The following is a 17,104-nucleotide window of genomic DNA, read 5'->3' on the forward strand; positions in this document are numbered from 1 at the left end:
CTTTTTTTTATCTATTTATATACCTAGATAGCTAGGATAGATAAAAGAGAGGTTTTATAAGTAAAGTATTCTATCCACACGATAGTGTTAAATATTATCACGTGTGATTCTTATGAAACACATGTCAATTGAGATGTTTCTACGTGTGAATTGTTTATACAACTAATGGGGCATTTAGTGAAAAAAGAAGGACTCTTCTAAGAACGTAAAGAAGTTAAAACTAATATTTTTCATGTAGGTTATATTAACAATTCTGTTTCGAATCTAATCTACACCGATTATAATAATTTTCCTCCCCATTAGTTTTTTTTGGTTAAAACGAAACCTGTATGGGAAAGGGTGAGGGGAAAAATGGTTTTTTACCTCTATCTAAATAAAAAATGTTATATTTAACATATCATTACATATATAAGGCGGAATGTTATGGCGATACAATTGTTACATAAAAATATTGGCGGAGAATTTTTCAAATTCTTAGAAGAAACAACAAAAAACATTTATATTATGTCTCCTTTTATTAGTTATCCTACTGCTCACCGACTAGCCACCTGGTTAGAAGAAACAGAACATAGGATAGATTGTAAAATTATCACTCGATTTAATAGAGAGGAGTTTATACAAGGAGCTAACAGTATTAAGGGATTAGAAAGACTCCTTGAAGCTGGTGCTGATTTATTTGCACTTCAGCACTTGCATACGAAACTATACGTTTTTGATAAGGAAAATATTATCATGGGGTCAGCTAACTTTACATTAAGTGGTTTTTTTAAAAATCACGAATTGGGTTTATTAATCAAAAATGAAATTCAGTTTAGTCAGCAATGTGTGGATTATTTTGTAGAAATATTAACTCAAATACATGAAAAAGGTGATTACAGAATTACAAAGGACTTGCTAAAAAAAGAATTAGAATATGTTACAAACGCTACGACAAGGCTTGGAAAAATGAAAAAATCATCTAATCCTAATGAGTATAATCAAAAGCGTTGGGGTGCGGTTATAGACGTAAATGAAAACTCAATCCAAAGTACTCCCAATTACAATTTCAAAGAACATTTTGACATACTTGAGGATATAACAACCCAAGATTTAAGTGATGAGGAATTATTCACTGGTGCTAGGATAAAATTTGAGGGGAACAGTACTAGCAGAATTTCCAATAAGGATGTTTATGTTAAAAGAAAAAAATTACTCCATGAATATCTTAACAGAACTTTTTACCCTCGAAAGCCTAGCAGTATCCAAGAAGGTGAATACATTTTTATTGCACTTTTAAGTAAAGATAAATACGGTAATGATACTCCGCTTATAGTTGGTTACGCTACTACCTTAGCTTTTAAAGAAGAAAATGTAATAAATGAAACTGACTTTAATTCCAAAAAATGGAATGTTAGGTATCCTTACTATATTCAATTTACAGATGGAAAATTTTTAAAAACACCTATAGAAAATGGAATTTCATTAATAGAATTATGCAATGAACTAAAGCATAAGGTGTATCCAAACACACAAAATTCACCTCAAGTATCAATAACCGAAATTTTAAAAAGACATCACCAAAAAGCCCATATTAAAATCACTAATGAAGCAAAGCGGTTCTTAAAAACGAGATTAGATAAGCTTTTTGATGAACAAGGATATGATTCTATTTTATAGTCCGATGTATTTTAGTTTTTATGAAAGATTATTAACATAAAAGATAGGTTTTATATAGCTATGGGTGCTTTACTTCACTTAGGAGTAAAGCCTTTTTGATGTACTAATTGTAAAGATGTTTGAAAGAGAACAATTTCCGTATTACCTATAGACTAAACATAAACGGTAACGAACATGTGAAAAAGGAAACTTAGATGTATCAAGGGATTCAAGACTTCTGTTCATTACCGTTTGACTATTACTGTAATTATTAATAAAATGTTACTATAGATTAACGGTATTGGAGTGGTTTTAATGAAAACGGTTGGCTATATAAGAGTAAGTAGTGAAGGGCAAAACATTGCACGACAAAAGAAATCATTAAAAGAAGTGGGTTGTACAGAGTTTTATATTGAAAAACTAAGTGGTGCTACAATGGAGCGACCAGAGTTACAAAGAATGCTTGAAGAACTTGAAGAAGGTGACATGGTAATCATCCATGAAATAAGTCGCTTATCACGTTCAACTAAAGACTTACTAGCAATCGTTGAAACTATTCAAAGCAAAGGTGCAGGATTGAAGTCTATTACCGATAAGTGGTTAGACCTCTCTGACGATAACCCTATGAGTGAGCTCCTATTCACTATATTTTCAGGTTTAGCACAGTTTGAGCGTAAGATGATTAAGCAACGTCAAAAGGAAGGTATTGAGATAGCAAAAAGTGAAGGGAAATTCAAAGGACGTAAAACGAAGCTAATTGAAGGAGGTAAGGAAGAACAACGAATGAAAGCGATAATTGAAGCCTATAACAGGGGTAAATCTATTAATGATATTCGCACAACCTTTAAGGTAGGTACAGGAACGATATATAGATTATTAGAGAGGGAAGGTATTAAGTAAAAAGAGGAAGGCAACCAAAATGTTGTTTTCCTCTTTTTATTTTGGTTACTATTTTAAGGTTCATGTTCTTGGAGTAATGCTCACAGTAGGCGAAAAGAAACAGCCATAGAGCTACCAGAAACAAAGTATGGTATGAGTCTGAACCAGAGCTTAACCCTATCTTGTTTTCTGCTAAGGAGCTGGCTCAATAAATATAGTTACAAGAAATAAGTCGTATTTCAGAAGAACAAACACCCATAAAGAGGATATATATGGTAAAATATAGACTAAAATACTTAGGGGGAATGTTTGGTGAGATTAACAAATTTTAGTGTAACAAATTATAAGGTTTTTAAAGATACCTTTACCATTGATTTTTCAAAAGACTCAATTGCAATTTTAACTGGAAGAAATAATACAGGTAAATCTACTATATTAGAAGCTATCAACTGTTTCTTTCAAAAAGCGTCTAAAACAAATGCTATTGCTAATGATTGCTTCTCGGAAGCGAATGAGGAAATTGTACTAAATGCTGTATTTGAGTCTGGTGAAGATAAAATCACCATTATAAAGAAGTATACTGAGGGTACTGCTCCTAAATTTTATGATGGAAGTGGTGATGTAATTAATGGAAGCCACGATTTGAAAGATACCCTTGAAGAAATCTTAAACAATAAACCTTATTACATAACCCCAGCTATGTTACCAGATGATATTAGTGATTTAATTCAAAATATATATACAGAGATACTTAAAAATAATTTAGAAAAAATAGAGGGTAATGAAGGCAACGCAGAAGAAAAAGAATTAGCTGAAGAGTATGCTAAACTCAAAAAGTCGTACCCAGAGTTTTTAAGGAAACTTAAATTAAGTACGGATAGACTACTTGAACAAGTAAGTGGTGATGTTTCCGATAACTTACGAACTTTATTTTCAAACGAACATTTATCTTTAAAAGTAGTAGGTGGAGAGAGTGAAGGTTTTTCAGCATCTGAAATATTAAAGTCTACAAGTTCAAATGTACATATTGACAATAAAAAAAAACCTAATATGCCATTAGCAAATCAAGGAACTGGTTTACAAAGGATGAGTCTAATATACCTCATTCAAAACATGATAGAGAAAAAACTAATGGGTGAAAGTGATAATAAGTTATTACTAATAGATGAGCCAGAAGCTTTCTTACACCCAGAAGCGGTTCGAGCACTAAGTCGTTCCTTATATAAAATTGGTGAAAAAATGCCACTCATGATTTCTACTCATTCTCCAATACTTATAGATTTATCTGAGGGACATACCTCTATTCAAGTATTCCGTGTTGGAGATAAAGAAGCAATTCAATTATATAAATCTATTAGTGACCAATTTGATGCAGATGATATTAAAAATATGAAGATTTTAAACTATGTAGATTCATATGTAAACGAATTTTTCTTTGCGGATAAAGTAGTAATTGTTGAAGGGGATACTGAGTATATTGCTTTTAAACACCTCGCAAAACAAAAGAATGAAAATTTGCACATAATTCGTGCTAGAGGTAAAGATACAATTGGGACTTTGATGAAAATTCTTAATCAGTTTAACTCTAATTATGATGTTTTACATGATGTAGATAATCATACTAAGCACTCCTCTTCAACATTAAAAGGTCAATTTACGAAGTGTAAAAAAATATTTAAACTTAAAGAAGGTAGTAACATAAGGATTTTCTGTTCAATAGCAAACTTTGAAAATGCCATTGATATTGGAGACGTACCAAATAATAAAAAAACGCAGACAATTTATGAAATATTACATGGAATCTCTGATACAGATGAGTTTGCTAAGCCTAGAAGGATAGTAGAGAATTTATTTGAACAAATAATAAACCGAGATGAAGAGAAACCTTTGGATATTGGTTTTCGTAGAATAAATGCTGAACAGGATTATGATGATTTCTTTATTGAATTGATTCAACAAAAAACTGATGAAGAAATGGAAGCGAAGAAGAAAGAAGAGGAAGAAAAAGTAGTTACTCATCTGATTAAATAATTAACTTGTTGACTCAAAGGGTGTCACTTAAAAAGAAGTTCCTTAAATTTAAGGAACTTCTTTTTATATTAAATGAATAGCAACCTATAATCACAGACTTTAAGAGCGTTTTTATGTTTTATTTGGTTACAGAACTGACACATTTTTTGGTCACCGCAATGCTCACATTGCTCACTCAGAGGGGATAATCTTATAATTTAATCTTTTATAACAAGTTTATCTTCTAAATAAATATTCTTTAAAACTATTGGGTTTTCAAAATCTGATTTAACCTCAATAATTTGAATTTCTTTTTTTATTGTATTTTTCTTTTTATCAAAAGGAGCGATAATTATATTATCACCATATTCATCAATAACTAAGTATTCTTGATTATTATGTTTCAACATAAAATAACTTCTTTCAGTCTTAGCTTCATTAATACCTATCAAAGATACAACTGGATTTAATATAAGAAAGAATGAAATGATGAAAAAAACTCTAGCTGTAGGTATATATTTAATTGCATATTTAAAATTAGTAAAAGTAAAACCTTCTTCTTCTATATATTCTACTTTTTTTTGCAATTTATTTTTATAACCTTGTACTTCCTTATGCTGACTTATGGGTGAAACAAAAATCCAGACTAATATTATAAAAAGAATAATTGGTATTACAATGAAATCTTCTAGTAAAAACATTAAAAACATACCTATAATTAATAAAGGTGAAAATGGATACAGTAATAATTTTGTTATAGGTGATGGATATAATTTAATTATTGCTCGGGTGTTATCATAAAGGGAGTAAACAGTAAAAACTATTCCTGCAAAAATTGATACGGCTATTATTATTGTTACAATGTCAACTTGATTAATAAAAATCTCAGTTATACCGTAATATGAATATTTTCCTTTTTGAAATGAATATGCCATAAAATATCCAAATAAAGTACACATTGCAATTAAAAAACTAGTATCAAACCAATTAAATTTGCTATCTTCCACAATTACCTCTGGTACCTCTGGTTTTGATGGTCTTTCATAACTTCTCCTTCTTAAACGTATAACTTGTCTTGTACTATACCTATTTTTATTTGAGTATCCCATCTTAATCTCCTATGCTTAATACTATTGAGTTTATTTTAGCAAAGGGGAGTGAAATTTCCTACCTTTGTTTTCCAAGAGAGATTAACCGAGTTTCTTCTATATATATGAATCCATCATGGACAAGTTAAGAAGATAATGATATATTTTTCTTAACAAAATAAGTGGTCGGATTTAATGATGATAAGGGTTGAGAACCTTAACGAACAAATGCTGAAAATGATGATGATGCAAATGGGTATGAAACCATCCCAAAAGAAAATTAATCAAATGATGAGCGCCATGAATAAACAACAAACAAAATAAGTTAGCATGAATCCTTGATATATCAATGTTCTTGGAAGATTGGATGCAAAATTTTATATAATATCGAAATGGTTGATCCATTTAGACTGAATCCTTCCACCGATTTTATATAAAATTTTGGTTTATCTTTCATTTTTGTTTCTTAAGCCACTTTTTCTGAATGAATGATTCAGTAAAGGTGGTTTTTGTTTTGGAATTGATAGATATAATTGAAGAGTATGATTATCATTGTTTAGCAAAAGGATTTACGAAGAAAACGATGATTAACAAGCGACAAGAGCTTAAACAAATGAGGATCCTTTAAGCAGCTTTTTGTGAGCTTTTGGCCTTTCAACTCACCTCATTGGATTTCCTGTTATATATTCCTCTTTTACACAACAATTTAAAAAAACTGAACCATCTTATGCATCGATATAATACTTGCAGCTTGTAAACCAGCCTTTTGTTTACTCCTAATATAAGCTTTTAAATCAAAGAGATACCATTATGATTGTCAAAGGGAAAGGAATAAGGAGAGGATAGTATTCATCAGTCCGGCTCTTAAAAAGGTACTGATCAAGTATGAAAGATATAGAAAGGAATATATCATGGATAAGGAAATAAAAGAAGATTGTTATTTCCTTAAAATTAGCACATGCAGATAAGCTGGATGAAATGTTGACTTATATCCTAAGCAAGAAGATGGTGAATTATTAATGACCATCAATAGGCTGTTACTAGAAATGAAGATGATCAATGAAAACTTTACATATGGTAATTACAATCAGAATAAGGTCAGTAACTAAATGGATATTAAAGAAGCTTATATAGAAGAATTTTTCAACCTTACAAAACGTACATTCGTTAGACAGACTTGAACGTAAAATTATGATTTATTGGAATAAAGTTAAGACAGTGTGTATTGGAAAAGGTGATGTAACAGAAGAACTAGGCTAACTACCAAGGATGAAATTCAATTAATCATGCAAGTTGAAGATGAGGTAATGATTGAATTAGGTTGTGAGGATAAGCAGGATATAGTTAAGAAGGAAATGTGGAAATACAATAAGAAAGAAGTCAATAAGATTCTAACAGAGAAAGCTAACATTATTAGGAATGTAGGTAAACTTACACGAAATAGCCAATAAAGTTGTTTTCTAGCTCACTTTCCAAGTGCAGGAAAGTTCCTTGGATCAGAACGCTATGAAAAAAGATAATTTGCGTCCAAACTTCAACCTGGATTCCTATAGTGTAGAACTATTAGAAAGAGAAGATTTAGTATTGAAGGCATCCGAGTAATCGGGTGTTTTGTATTTGGATGAACTTTATACATAGAAAAAGCACTTAACCTAAATGGTCGAGTGCTTTTTGAGTCTTATTTAATACTTCTTTATTCTTATTAATGAAAACTTTATTTCTTAATATCATTTCTTTATTATTAAGCTCATCAATCAGTTCGGTAGTATTGTCCAGTTTCTCTAGAAGTGAGACTATTGATGGCATTGCTAATAATTCATGGAAAGCTATGTTTGTTTTAGTAGATAAGATTTTTAGCTCAGTAAGTTGACGAGGAGATAAAAAAGACTCAAATGGTTGCCTTTCATTTATTTCCATGATTGTACCCTCCATATGATGATGAATTATTAAATTGTAATTTAATTATAAAATAGATAAGTTCAATAAATGTATTAATCATGTAAAGATTCGATGAATTGCAGAATAAAGGAGGGATTTGAGTAATTGGGTGTTTTTTTATTTTTGCGAAAATACATAGTCGAAAGTATCACTTTCCCTAAGATACCGTATGGGAAAGATGATCAAATTGAATTAAATGCTAAATCCATAAACTAAGAGATAAGCTGAGAGAGATACCAAAACCATTCAACCCTAGGTCAAGTTACGATGCTCCTAAGATTTATAGAAACCTCAGTGAGAAAATGTTACTGAACTATTATTCGAATAAAACTTTATTTACCATGAAATATATGGTTATGGTAGTTTTATATAGTGGTAAATTTAGACAGGGGAGATGTTAATGTATTATGGGTTTTAAAAAAGGTATGATTTCCATTATTTCTTTTGTTTTATTTGTAGGTATTGTATTTTCACCGATTTCTATCCAAACAAATCAATCGTCGGCATATGCTGCTATTGTTGAAGAAAATGATGAAATTAAGTTAAACTTAGATTATGCTAAAGAAAATGGTCTATCGACTGCTGAAGTTAACAATCTCCAACAGGCACTTATTGGAATTTCTTCAGATGATTTAAAAGAAATTGAAAGCGCAACAGCATCATTAGAGAAAGAAATACTTAAACAAGACGATTTTATTCAAATAAACGAACTATCAGCGTCAGCTATAGGTAGACATTCTCCACCGCCTTCAGGTTTCGAAAAGGCTTTAAAACTTGTATTTGGGGCTGTTGTTGGGATGACTGTTGCTACTTTAATAGTTCAAGACTTGTATAAATTAGGAGCTTATTCTGCTTGCCACAAATGGGGTAAAAAGAAACCTAAAGTTAAAAAGGCATGTAAAGCACTAGGATACTGGTAAAATATCCGAAACTAAGGGGGAAACACATTGTTTGACATACCTGACTTTTCGAGAATAAAAATGCTGAAATTATCGTTACATTCTTTGCTTTTATGCATTTTATTAAGCTTAGTTAGTTTAATTATCAACGATGTTTTTTCAATTATCGTTGATAAAAGAATTAATTTAAATTTATTTTTTATTCCAATAATCATGGTTTTTTGGGTTTTGATAGCAGTTAAAAAACCAACATACCAAAAATGATTTCTGGATAGGAGTCTGGGCACAATGCTCAGACTTTTTATATTTGTCTAAATAAGGGAGTGTTAACCGTGAATCAATTCATGCATGACATGACCCGTATGACAGAAAGAGAGTCTAATTGAGTATTGGTGGTTATGGTTAATATAATTACTATTACAGCAATGTACGGATCGATAGTTAAGTGTAAGTAGGACTAAGAAGTTAAGGACATGATGAGTATGCAACTACTTAAGCTATGCAGTAAGAGTGGAGAACTAATGACTCAAGGTAATGGTGCTATGTGTGATGAGTGTAAGGATAAGGGGAAGGGTCGAATTTAAAAGGGGATATTTAAAATGACAACTCAAACAATTGAAATCAAAAAAATATTCGTATCAGTCGATAATGCTGCACAGTGGATTGTGTTAGAAGAAGAAATGCAAGCAGGGTTCAATTATCGACTTGCTTCAATTGAAGACCTTCATGATTACGTAGCTGGCACAGGTGAGATATTTACATACAACGTTGAAACTGCAGAAGGTGTTGCTAAATGGCATACTGAAGAATTTCACGAAGAGTCTCCAATGGATTACATCTGTAAATATCGGGTGATTAACTAATTAATAACAGATACCTTCCTTTTATTATAAGAGAAGAAAGATAAACCTAAAACTAGTAGTAGGAATAAAAAGTTATAGACAAAATTCAATTTAAAGGTATATTTTTCTCAACAGAAGAAGTGAGCCTAAAGGGAACAAAAAATGTATCAGGGTTTTTCATGATGATGATGCAAATGGGTATGAAACCATCCCAAAAGAAAATTAATCAAATGATGAGCGCCATGAATAAACAACAAACAAAATAAGTTAGCAATTATAAGATAAGCAATTCATAACTACCTTGAAGAGTGAATCTTTCATCATAAATTTTCCTTGTTTTTGCTTTATCTTTCGTTACTAATCCGAAACTTCTTTCTCTGGTGGGAACTAAATCAGAGAGAGGGGTTTTTTGTGTTGGTAGGGGATAAGCAAGAGGGCAATCAGGGAGCATGAAAGGTTTCATATAGAGGAAATCTAGTTCATGAGACTTTCAAAACACAGGATTCATCAAATTCAGAAACTTACTATATTTCATGTATGGTTTCTGAATTTGAGTGCCTGCCCATTCAATTTTACATATAATACTTACGGTTTTAAGACGACTTTAATGCATCCGTCTGTCCTTGTATCGAATACTTGGTAACCATGTTTAGCTTGATCCAATGGTAGTACGTGGGTTACGACATCGCCGGGATCCACTTTTCCTTCGGATATGAGTTTATAGAGATATGGCATATAAGGAATAACAGGAGCTTGTCCGGTCTTAATATCCACGTTTCTTTGAAAAATATCTCCTAGCGGAAATCCGTTATAACGCCCACCGTAAACACCGGTAATTTGAATGGTTCCTGCTTTACGTACGGCTTGGGAAGCAATTACAAGACCACCCATGGCACCTCCGTGTAACTTAAGGCCTGTTGCAAGATATTCCATAGGCGTCATTTTACCGCTCATGCCCGAACAATCAATTACGATATCAGCTCCGCCTTTAGTTATTTCTTTGAGATATTCGCCAACGTTTTCATATTGTTCAAAATTAACCGTTTCAACTTTATTTGTCCTTTTTGCATGTTCTAAGCGATAGTTGAGATAATCGACGGCTATGACCCTTTTCGCTCCTTTAAACCAAGCGAATTTTTGAGCGAGTAATCCAACGGGACCACAGCCCAAAATGATGACTGTATCACCAGGTTTAACTCCTGCATGGTCTACACTCCAAAATGCAGTTGAAGCGGCATCGGCGAGTAATACCAATTTCTCATCTTCGACCTCACAGTCTTCTGGAATCTTAAAGGGAGTGAAATTCCCATAAGGAACCCGCATGTATTCCGCTTGTCCACCCGCATACCCACCTGTTGTTTCTGAATATCCAAAAAAGCCTCCCATTTCCCCATGAGGATTTGAATTATCGCACTGACTTGTAAGATCGTTGTCGCAATACCAGCAGCTTCCACAACTAACATTAAATGGGATGATTACACGATCTCCCTTTTTCAATTTATTTACACCCGGACCAACTTCCTCGACAACCCCCATTGGCTCATGGCCAATAACATAATCCGTTGGCATATTAGGAATCATTTGATGAATCAAGTGCAAATCCGAACCGCAAATGGCTGAAGTTGTAATTTTTACGATAATATCATCTGAATTTTTGATATGGGGATCCTTAACCTCTTTAACCTGCACGTTTTTACTGCCCTGGTAAGTTACGGCTTTCATAAAATTTCCTCCTCTATTTATTCGGCGTCGCAAACATACCGAGTCTATCTGTATCGTTAGGAAATAACTTCATCCCAGCGATGCTGACTGCCATATCAGCTGATTTCAGATCCAATTCAACTTGCTTTCCAACATCATTTGGATAGAGCCAGCCTTTACTTATCATTAAATCGGTTATTGCTGCATGTAAATCAATGGATTGCTCCATTTGCCGGTATAATGCTTTTCGCAATTCTGGACTTGCTGTTTCTGACAAAGCGATACCATACGTATGAATACCGCTTTTGACCGTCAGTAGGAAATCCAGGGCAAAAGAGGAATCTGCCATTTCAGGCATATGTTCAGCACCTTGGGGATCTAAAAAGTCCATTTCCATTAAAGCTCACCTCATTGTTTATAGTTTGTTTGGGCACCTTCGTAAAAAGTCTTTAGTTCATTAATGGCTACTATGGATTGTTGTACGTCCTTTTCCATTAATGCTTTCAAATCATTATCAAAACAAATTCCTTGCATCAATTTGGATTTCATTAAGCATATTGTTTTAAAATTTATTATTTCATGCGTCTCCATGGTCTCGTGAAATGCGAGCTTTTCATTTTCCATTCACTCACCTCCTAAGTCTAGGTAACAAAAGTAATTTTCCCTATTCAACACTCAGGTATACAGAGGACTATATGTTGTTTTCCAATTGGTTTTAACCTTCTAAAAAAATGAAAAGGAATGAATAAGAGCTTTTGAACAACGAAAGATAAGTAAGTGATTGTTACTGAAAGGAGAGATACTTCTAGTGGAAAAGTTGGGACTGCATGAAACGTTAGAACTGCATGAAATATTGAATTTCAAAAGCCTTTGTCTATCAAAAGCTTCTACAATGAATGGGTTAGTCCAAGATACGGAATTAAAAAACATTCTTTTACAAGACATGAGCAACGGAAGAGAGCATATTCAAAAATTACAGGAAATCCTGGTAAACCAAGGCGAGGGAAGACAATGACTAACTTTTTGCAAAATATGGCGGGGATGGGTGGTATGACCGATCAGGTGATTGCTACTGACTTTCTGAATTCTGCCAAATCAGGAATAAGGAATACGGCTTTCGCCATAACAGAAACAGCTTCACCTGAATTGAGGGCTGCATTACGGGAACAGCTTAGGGTTGCTGTAGAAACACACGGGGTCATTAGTGATTATATGATCTCGAAAGGTTATTATCATCCCGGGGATATCAGTGAACAATCACAAGTGAATATAAGAGCGGCAAATACTGCAATTACCCTTTCGCAACAATAAGTAGTAACCAATTGTTGAAGATGGTCAATGAAGCCTCCTATCCTAAGTGGATAGGGGGAATTTCAATGCAATGAAAAAGTAATCAACAAAGTTTAGGACTCGGTTGAGTTTTTTGAGTTGACTTTATCAACTGTAAACATTAAAATTACAGTAATCTCCTTGAGGAGGATGCGAAAAGTGAATAGTGATTTTACAATAGCTGTGCATAGTTTGGTCTATTTAGCTTATCTACCAGATCATATGGCAAGCAGTGAGTCTATCGCAGAAAACGTTTGTACAAACTCGGCAAGGATTCGGAAAATGATGAGCTGCTTAAGAAAAAAGGGATTTGTTAAAACGAAAGAAGGTGTGGGCGGAGGCTATATTCTAGACTGTAATCCTGAAGAGGTAAGTTTGGCAGATATTTATATAACGGTCTCACATGGAACCTTGAAACCGAAATGGTGTACAGGTGATCCGGAGAAAAAATGTGTCATATCCTCCAATACCCAGGTAGTCATGGATCAAATATTCGATGAAGCAGAATTGTATTTTGAAAAATATTTGGAAGATATAACTCTCAGCACTTTTTTGGAAAAAATTAAACAATGTCCGTGATATTGATTTAGTTTTTTCTTTGCACAAAATGTATATTTTATTAATACAGTTAATAACTATAGTTTTAATATTAAATGAACATAAAAGGGGTGTTAAGGAAATGGTTGAAAACAATCTGTTCAAAAATGGGGATTGGGTACAGGGAAAATCAAGAGATGGAGAACTTATCCATGGTTTCGTTGAAAACGTGAGCGATAATCGTGAAATTGTTAAAGTGAATGTGGTGGAAAGTGACAATGAAAAAGCGGTTGGAAAATCGATTTGGATTCCAAGTAGATGGACTGAAAAGCTGCCGGATCTAGAAATCAGTAACGAAACACATCTTTTGGCTTTAATTGATTTGGCTTTACTTTCTAAAGATGAAACATGGTTCATGGAGTTATCCGGTAAATTGGAATCCATCAAAATCCATCCTAAAATGAATGCCAGGAAATCAGAGGCTTTTATCCCGGGAAATAGAATCGCAAATTTTGATTTAAAATAGATGGTGAGTAAAGACCATAAATATTTCGGATAATACAAGGAGGAAATGATCATGACAATAGAACATGTTACAGATGATAATTTTGCTAGTGAAATCAAGGAAGGTTTAGTATTGGTTGATTTTTGGGCACCGTGGTGCGGTCCGTGCAAAATGATTGCCCCAGTTCTTAATGAAATCGATGAGGAAATGGGTGATAAGGTTAAGATCGTAAAACTTAATGTGGATGAAAATTCAAATACGACAAGCGAATATGGAGTGATGGGAATTCCAGCGCTTATTCTATTCAAAGATGGAGAAAAGGCAGATCAAGCTATTGGCTTCCAGCCAAAAGAAGCCATTTCGGCATTAATCGAAAAGTATGCATGATATTTAAATTAGTTTGCGGATTTGATTTGATTTGATTTGATTTATTATACAAACCGGTGGGTTACAAAATGGAGGATTACTAAATGAATTCTAAATATACACCATTATTTGAATCGTTCAATTTAGGAAAGGGAATAGAATTGAAAAATCGATTGGTGATGGCGCCTATGACAAATTTCTCTTCTAATTCTGACGGTACCGTTACCGACGCAGAAGTTAATTATTATGAACGCCGGTCAAGCGGTGTCGGCATGGTTATAACGGCATGTACTTACGTGACGGCTAATGGCAAAGGTTTTCACGGGGAATTTGGCGGAGATCAGGATGAATTGATACCTAGTCTAAGTCGTTTGGCATCAGCGATTAAAGCGAAAGGGGCAAAGGCAATTCTCCAGATTTTTCATGGCGGCCGAGAGGTTCCACCGGAATTAGTAGATGGCGATGTTGTCAGTGCAAGCAATATACCGTCGGAAGGCGAAGGGAAGGCAGTTCCGCGTCCACTTTCTGAAAAGGAAATAGAATCGATCATTCTCGACTTTGGTGAAACCACCCGACGTGCCATTGAAGCGGGATTTGACGGAGTGGAAATTCACGGTGCTAATGGTTACTTGCTTCAGCAATTCTTTTCGCCTCATTCAAACCATCGTGAAGACAAGTGGGGCGGTTCTCTTGAAAAGCGCCTGACTTTTCCATTAGCGGTTGTGGATGAAGTGAAAAAGGCTGTTGCTGAACATGCCAAGGATCACTTCATCGTAGGATATCGTTTTTCACCGGAGGAGCCGGAAACACCAGGAATCACCATGGATGATACTCTAGCATTAATTGATGGACTTGTAACAAAGGATTTGGATTATCTTCATGTTTCATTAATGGATTTCTGGTCGAAAGCAAGACGGGGAGCCGACCTTGACCGACCTCGGATAGAAATTATAAAAGAACGTATCGGAGATCAAGTTCCCGTCATTGGAGTTGGTTCCATCTATACAGCGGATGATGCGATCAAAGCACTGCAATCCGGGATTCCGTTAATTGCATTAGGCCGTGAAATCATAATCGATCCTGAATGGGTACAAAAAGTGGAACAAGGCAGGGAAGCAGATATCGTGACAAAAATAAACAAAGATAATCAGCTGCAACTTGATATTCCAGATCCATTATGGCAAGCAATCATCCACTCTCCAGGATGGTTTCCAGGGGTAGAATAAAGTAAAAAATAAAAAATGCATTATACTTCAAAAAACCCCGGATAAGGAACACATATAAAAGTGTTCCTTATCCGGGGTTTTTAATGTTTATGGAAGGGGAGTGGTTTTCAAGTTGAATCCTTAAGAATGAATAACTATTTCTAAGCTGTTTCGGAAAATAAAAAAGGGAAAGACTTTCGAATTTTTATTAATCAGCAATTAAGTCTCACCGGCAGATACATTCGGAAATTTTGTGAGGATAGGGGCTATCTTTACGGAACACGTGAATAAGGTTAGGAAGGACGTTAGGTAACACCAGAAGAGCAACCATTAATTAATGGCTGCTCTTCTGGTGTTACCTTCTTTTTAACTGAATAGCTAATATCAAAGATATTTGCAGAGAAATGATAAGTAAAAGAGACAACATATAATCACTATCTAAAGATGCATTATAGCTAAAGATAAAAAATAAGATCACTGATATTATTAGAATGAAAATGAAATTAATAATGATTTGCCTCATGGTCCCCCCCCATTTTTAAAGTTGTTGCAGCAATTGATGCAAAAGTGCTGATTTGCCCTGGTTTAGTAACTTCTAAGTCATATATAACCATAAATTCCGATCCAGAATCTATAACTTTAGCCTCCTCTTCAATTAATCGTCTTGAAACTTCAACAGGTAAATCCTCGGATTCTTCTTGAGTATTGCCGACTTCATTTACAAGATAATTCAACTCTTCTGGTGTCAGTCTTTCTTCGCTAAGGCTTGTACCATTTTCCTCGGCAAATCCTGTTGCAGCAAGACTAAAAGAAAATAAAAATACTGTCACAAAAGATAAAATCCTCATTTATTTTTCCCCCTTTTTCATTGATCTTTTTATTACTGTATTTTTCTGTTTTCAAGTGCTAAGGAATATTCATCGAAGTAAGGTTTATGAAAGAGTAAATGATTATGTCATCACTCGGGGATTTATATTGTTTATCTAGGTATGATCTTTTTTTACTAGAGTCTATATATCGATCGTTTGTTTACTGAAAGCCATAGGAACAAAATAAAGTACCATTGATTTCTATTATCTTCAGTCAGGATGGGATAGGAGCACTTTAACTGTCTCTGAGGGAATATATAACTTAGTTCTATAAAAAAATAGCGTTTCTTTTGATTCATTGAGGACACACCGGAGATAAAAAAACATGAGGTTATGATCATTCTTATTATTACTGTACTCTATTATTCTTGATTATGAGTCTTAGTTTTTAGACATGATATTTCAAATTAGGAACTATTGTTTTCAATCCAAAATTTTCTTATGTAAGAACATAAAGAATAGGATTCGATGGTACTCTATAATTCAATGGCATTATTCCAATATTGAAACCATCTTATTTAAATATGGGACAACCTATGTTCCAATTTCCTCAACACTGTAATCGAAGTATCCATTATTCGAGTTATAAGCTTTGATAACCGATAGAAAAATTTCTGGACAAGGGGGAAAAAGAAAAAACACGGAGTGGATTAAACCAACTCCGTGTTACCCGTAATGTAGGGATTTAGCAAACCCAAGCGATTTCCTTAAAATAGAAAGGAATCAAGTGAGTATGGGCCAGCTCCCGTTAACGCTATGCCAATCGCCACTGCAAGGATGGCAAGATTATATTCATAACCGTTTTGAGTTGCCCAGTAACCATTTGGTCCATGGACTTTAACGATCGCAACGAGCATAGTAAGTGCAATTAATATACCTGCAAAGGGTGTAAAGAGACCTAAAGCAAATAAAGCTCCGCCAATAAGTTCTGATAGACCAGCAAATAGGGCCATGGTAACTCCTGGCTTCATGCCAATCGAATCAAACCAGCCTCCTGTACCTTTCAAGCCATGACCGCCAAACCAACCAAATAATTTTTGAGCCCCATGACCAACAAACGATAAACCGATTACTACCCGTATAACTAATAAGCCTATACCAATCATTTATGATTCCTCCTGGAATTTATTTTGAATTTAGATATCTTTAATTCGAGATTTATACTTAAAAAATAAGGGGTGTTATCTCGAATTAATTTATCTTTAATTAAAGATAATATTATTTTAGTGATTTGTCAAACATAATTTTATCTCTAATGCTTATTTCAATAGGGAGGGTTTTGGAAAACAGGTGAGCTTAGC

19 protein-coding genes and 2 pseudogenes are annotated in these 17,104 nt (G+C 33.9%); 14 read left to right on the forward strand and 7 right to left on the reverse strand.

The window, feature by feature from the left end; translation table 11 throughout:
- Positions 1-423: 423 nt before the first annotated feature.
- The 3 genes from ABOA58_RS10320 (at position 424) to ABOA58_RS10330 (ending at position 4,545) form a co-directional block, all read left to right on the forward strand.
- Complete coding sequence (locus tag ABOA58_RS10320) at positions 424-1,656, forward strand: phospholipase D family protein (RefSeq protein WP_350302202.1); 1,233 nt, start codon at positions 424-426, stop codon at positions 1,654-1,656.
- A 294-nt stretch (positions 1,657-1,950) separates the two neighbouring features.
- Positions 1,951-2,535: a recombinase family protein gene (locus ABOA58_RS10325; protein ID WP_350302203.1), complete on the forward strand. Its 585-nt coding sequence runs from the start codon at positions 1,951-1,953 to the stop codon at positions 2,533-2,535.
- Positions 2,536-2,826: 291 nt separating this feature from the next.
- Positions 2,827-4,545, forward strand: a complete 1,719-nt coding sequence (locus tag ABOA58_RS10330; protein WP_350302204.1) for an ATP-dependent nuclease — start codon at positions 2,827-2,829, stop codon at positions 4,543-4,545.
- A gap of 197 nt (positions 4,546-4,742) precedes the next feature.
- On the opposite strand, the gene ABOA58_RS10335 is transcribed toward ABOA58_RS10330, so the two are convergent.
- The gene (locus tag ABOA58_RS10335) at positions 4,743-5,633 is read right to left on the reverse strand and encodes a hypothetical protein (RefSeq protein WP_350302205.1); all 891 of its coding nucleotides are present in this window, start codon (positions 5,631-5,633) and stop codon (positions 4,743-4,745) included.
- Between the two features lie 195 nt (positions 5,634-5,828).
- On the opposite strand from ABOA58_RS10335, the pseudogene ABOA58_RS10340 reads away from it, so the two are divergent.
- Together ABOA58_RS10340 and ABOA58_RS10345 are read left to right on the forward strand one after the other, a co-directional pair.
- A pseudogene (locus ABOA58_RS10340) lies at positions 5,829-5,936 on the forward strand (YneF family protein); the annotation flags it as partial.
- A gap of 962 nt (positions 5,937-6,898) precedes the next feature.
- A complete protein-coding gene (locus ABOA58_RS10345; protein ID WP_350302206.1) occupies positions 6,899-7,063 on the forward strand; it encodes a hypothetical protein in 165 nt (54 codons plus the stop codon).
- Between the two features lie 196 nt (positions 7,064-7,259).
- Here ABOA58_RS10345 and ABOA58_RS10350 read toward each other — a convergent pair whose 3' ends face one another.
- Complete coding sequence (locus ABOA58_RS10350; protein WP_350302207.1) at positions 7,260-7,529, reverse strand: hypothetical protein; 270 nt, start codon at positions 7,527-7,529, stop codon at positions 7,260-7,262.
- Between the two features lie 428 nt (positions 7,530-7,957).
- On the opposite strand from ABOA58_RS10350, the gene ABOA58_RS10355 reads away from it, so the two are divergent.
- The 3 genes and pseudogenes from ABOA58_RS10355 to ABOA58_RS10365 form a co-directional block, all read left to right on the forward strand.
- Positions 7,958-8,470 (forward strand): hypothetical protein, encoded by a 513-nt coding sequence (locus ABOA58_RS10355; protein ID WP_350302208.1) that lies wholly within the window; start codon positions 7,958-7,960, stop codon positions 8,468-8,470.
- Positions 8,471-9,048: 578 nt separating this feature from the next.
- A complete protein-coding gene (locus ABOA58_RS10360; RefSeq protein WP_350302209.1) occupies positions 9,049-9,312 on the forward strand; it encodes a hypothetical protein in 264 nt (87 codons plus the stop codon).
- Between the two features lie 158 nt (positions 9,313-9,470).
- A pseudogene (locus ABOA58_RS10365) lies at positions 9,471-9,557 on the forward strand (YneF family protein); the annotation flags it as partial.
- Positions 9,558-9,876: 319 nt separating this feature from the next.
- Here ABOA58_RS10365 and ABOA58_RS10370 read toward each other — a convergent pair.
- Genes ABOA58_RS10370 through ABOA58_RS10380 form a run of 3 tightly spaced genes read right to left on the reverse strand, consistent with a single transcriptional unit; the run spans position 9,877 to position 11,616 of the window.
- Positions 9,877-11,013, reverse strand: coding sequence for a zinc-dependent alcohol dehydrogenase (locus tag ABOA58_RS10370; RefSeq protein ID WP_350302210.1), 1,137 nt, complete (start codon positions 11,011-11,013; stop codon positions 9,877-9,879).
- 13 nt (positions 11,014-11,026) lie between these two features.
- On the reverse strand, positions 11,027-11,389 hold the full coding sequence (locus ABOA58_RS10375) for a spore coat protein (RefSeq protein ID WP_350302211.1): 363 nt from the start codon (positions 11,387-11,389) through the stop codon (positions 11,027-11,029).
- An 11-nt stretch (positions 11,390-11,400) separates the two neighbouring features.
- Positions 11,401-11,616 carry a spore coat protein gene (locus tag ABOA58_RS10380; protein WP_350302212.1) on the reverse strand — a complete coding sequence of 72 codons (216 nt, stop codon included), beginning with the start codon at positions 11,614-11,616 and terminating at the stop codon, positions 11,401-11,403.
- Between the two features lie 184 nt (positions 11,617-11,800).
- Here ABOA58_RS10380 and ABOA58_RS10385 point away from each other — a divergent pair, with 184 nt between their 5' ends.
- The 6 genes from ABOA58_RS10385 to ABOA58_RS10410 all read left to right on the forward strand — a co-directional run bounded on the left by ABOA58_RS10385 (position 11,801) and on the right by ABOA58_RS10410 (position 14,955).
- A complete protein-coding gene (locus ABOA58_RS10385; RefSeq protein ID WP_137024438.1) occupies positions 11,801-12,007 on the forward strand; it encodes a hypothetical protein in 207 nt (68 codons plus the stop codon).
- Positions 12,004-12,303, forward strand: a complete 300-nt coding sequence (locus ABOA58_RS10390; RefSeq protein WP_350302213.1) for a spore coat protein — start codon at positions 12,004-12,006, stop codon at positions 12,301-12,303. The genes ABOA58_RS10385 and ABOA58_RS10390 overlap by 4 nt, the downstream gene beginning before the upstream one ends.
- Before the next feature lie 177 nt (positions 12,304-12,480).
- Complete coding sequence (locus tag ABOA58_RS10395) at positions 12,481-12,900, forward strand: RrF2 family transcriptional regulator (protein ID WP_101221650.1); 420 nt, start codon at positions 12,481-12,483, stop codon at positions 12,898-12,900.
- A 100-nt stretch (positions 12,901-13,000) separates the two neighbouring features.
- Positions 13,001-13,384: an IDEAL domain-containing protein gene (locus ABOA58_RS10400; protein WP_350302214.1), complete on the forward strand. Its 384-nt coding sequence runs from the start codon at positions 13,001-13,003 to the stop codon at positions 13,382-13,384.
- Positions 13,385-13,435: 51 nt separating this feature from the next.
- Complete coding sequence (gene trxA, locus ABOA58_RS10405) at positions 13,436-13,750, forward strand: thioredoxin (RefSeq protein ID WP_350302215.1); 315 nt, start codon at positions 13,436-13,438, stop codon at positions 13,748-13,750.
- 83 nt (positions 13,751-13,833) lie between these two features.
- Positions 13,834-14,955, forward strand: a complete 1,122-nt coding sequence (locus ABOA58_RS10410) for an NADH-dependent flavin oxidoreductase (protein WP_350302216.1) — start codon at positions 13,834-13,836, stop codon at positions 14,953-14,955.
- Positions 14,956-15,437: 482 nt separating this feature from the next.
- Here the strand turns inward: ABOA58_RS10410 and ABOA58_RS10415 are convergent, their stop codons facing one another.
- Both ABOA58_RS10415 and ABOA58_RS10420 read right to left on the reverse strand, forming a co-directional pair.
- Entirely contained in the window at positions 15,438-15,782 is a 345-nt protein-coding gene (locus ABOA58_RS10415; protein ID WP_350302217.1) for a hypothetical protein, read from the reverse strand.
- Between the two features lie 728 nt (positions 15,783-16,510).
- The gene (locus ABOA58_RS10420) at positions 16,511-16,909 is read right to left on the reverse strand and encodes a DoxX family protein (RefSeq protein WP_137020082.1); all 399 of its coding nucleotides are present in this window, start codon (positions 16,907-16,909) and stop codon (positions 16,511-16,513) included.
- Positions 16,910-17,104: the final 195 nt, after the last annotated feature.

This window comes from Peribacillus frigoritolerans (genome assembly GCF_040250305.1).
In the GTDB taxonomy this organism is placed as follows: domain Bacteria; phylum Bacillota; class Bacilli; order Bacillales; family DSM-1321; genus Peribacillus.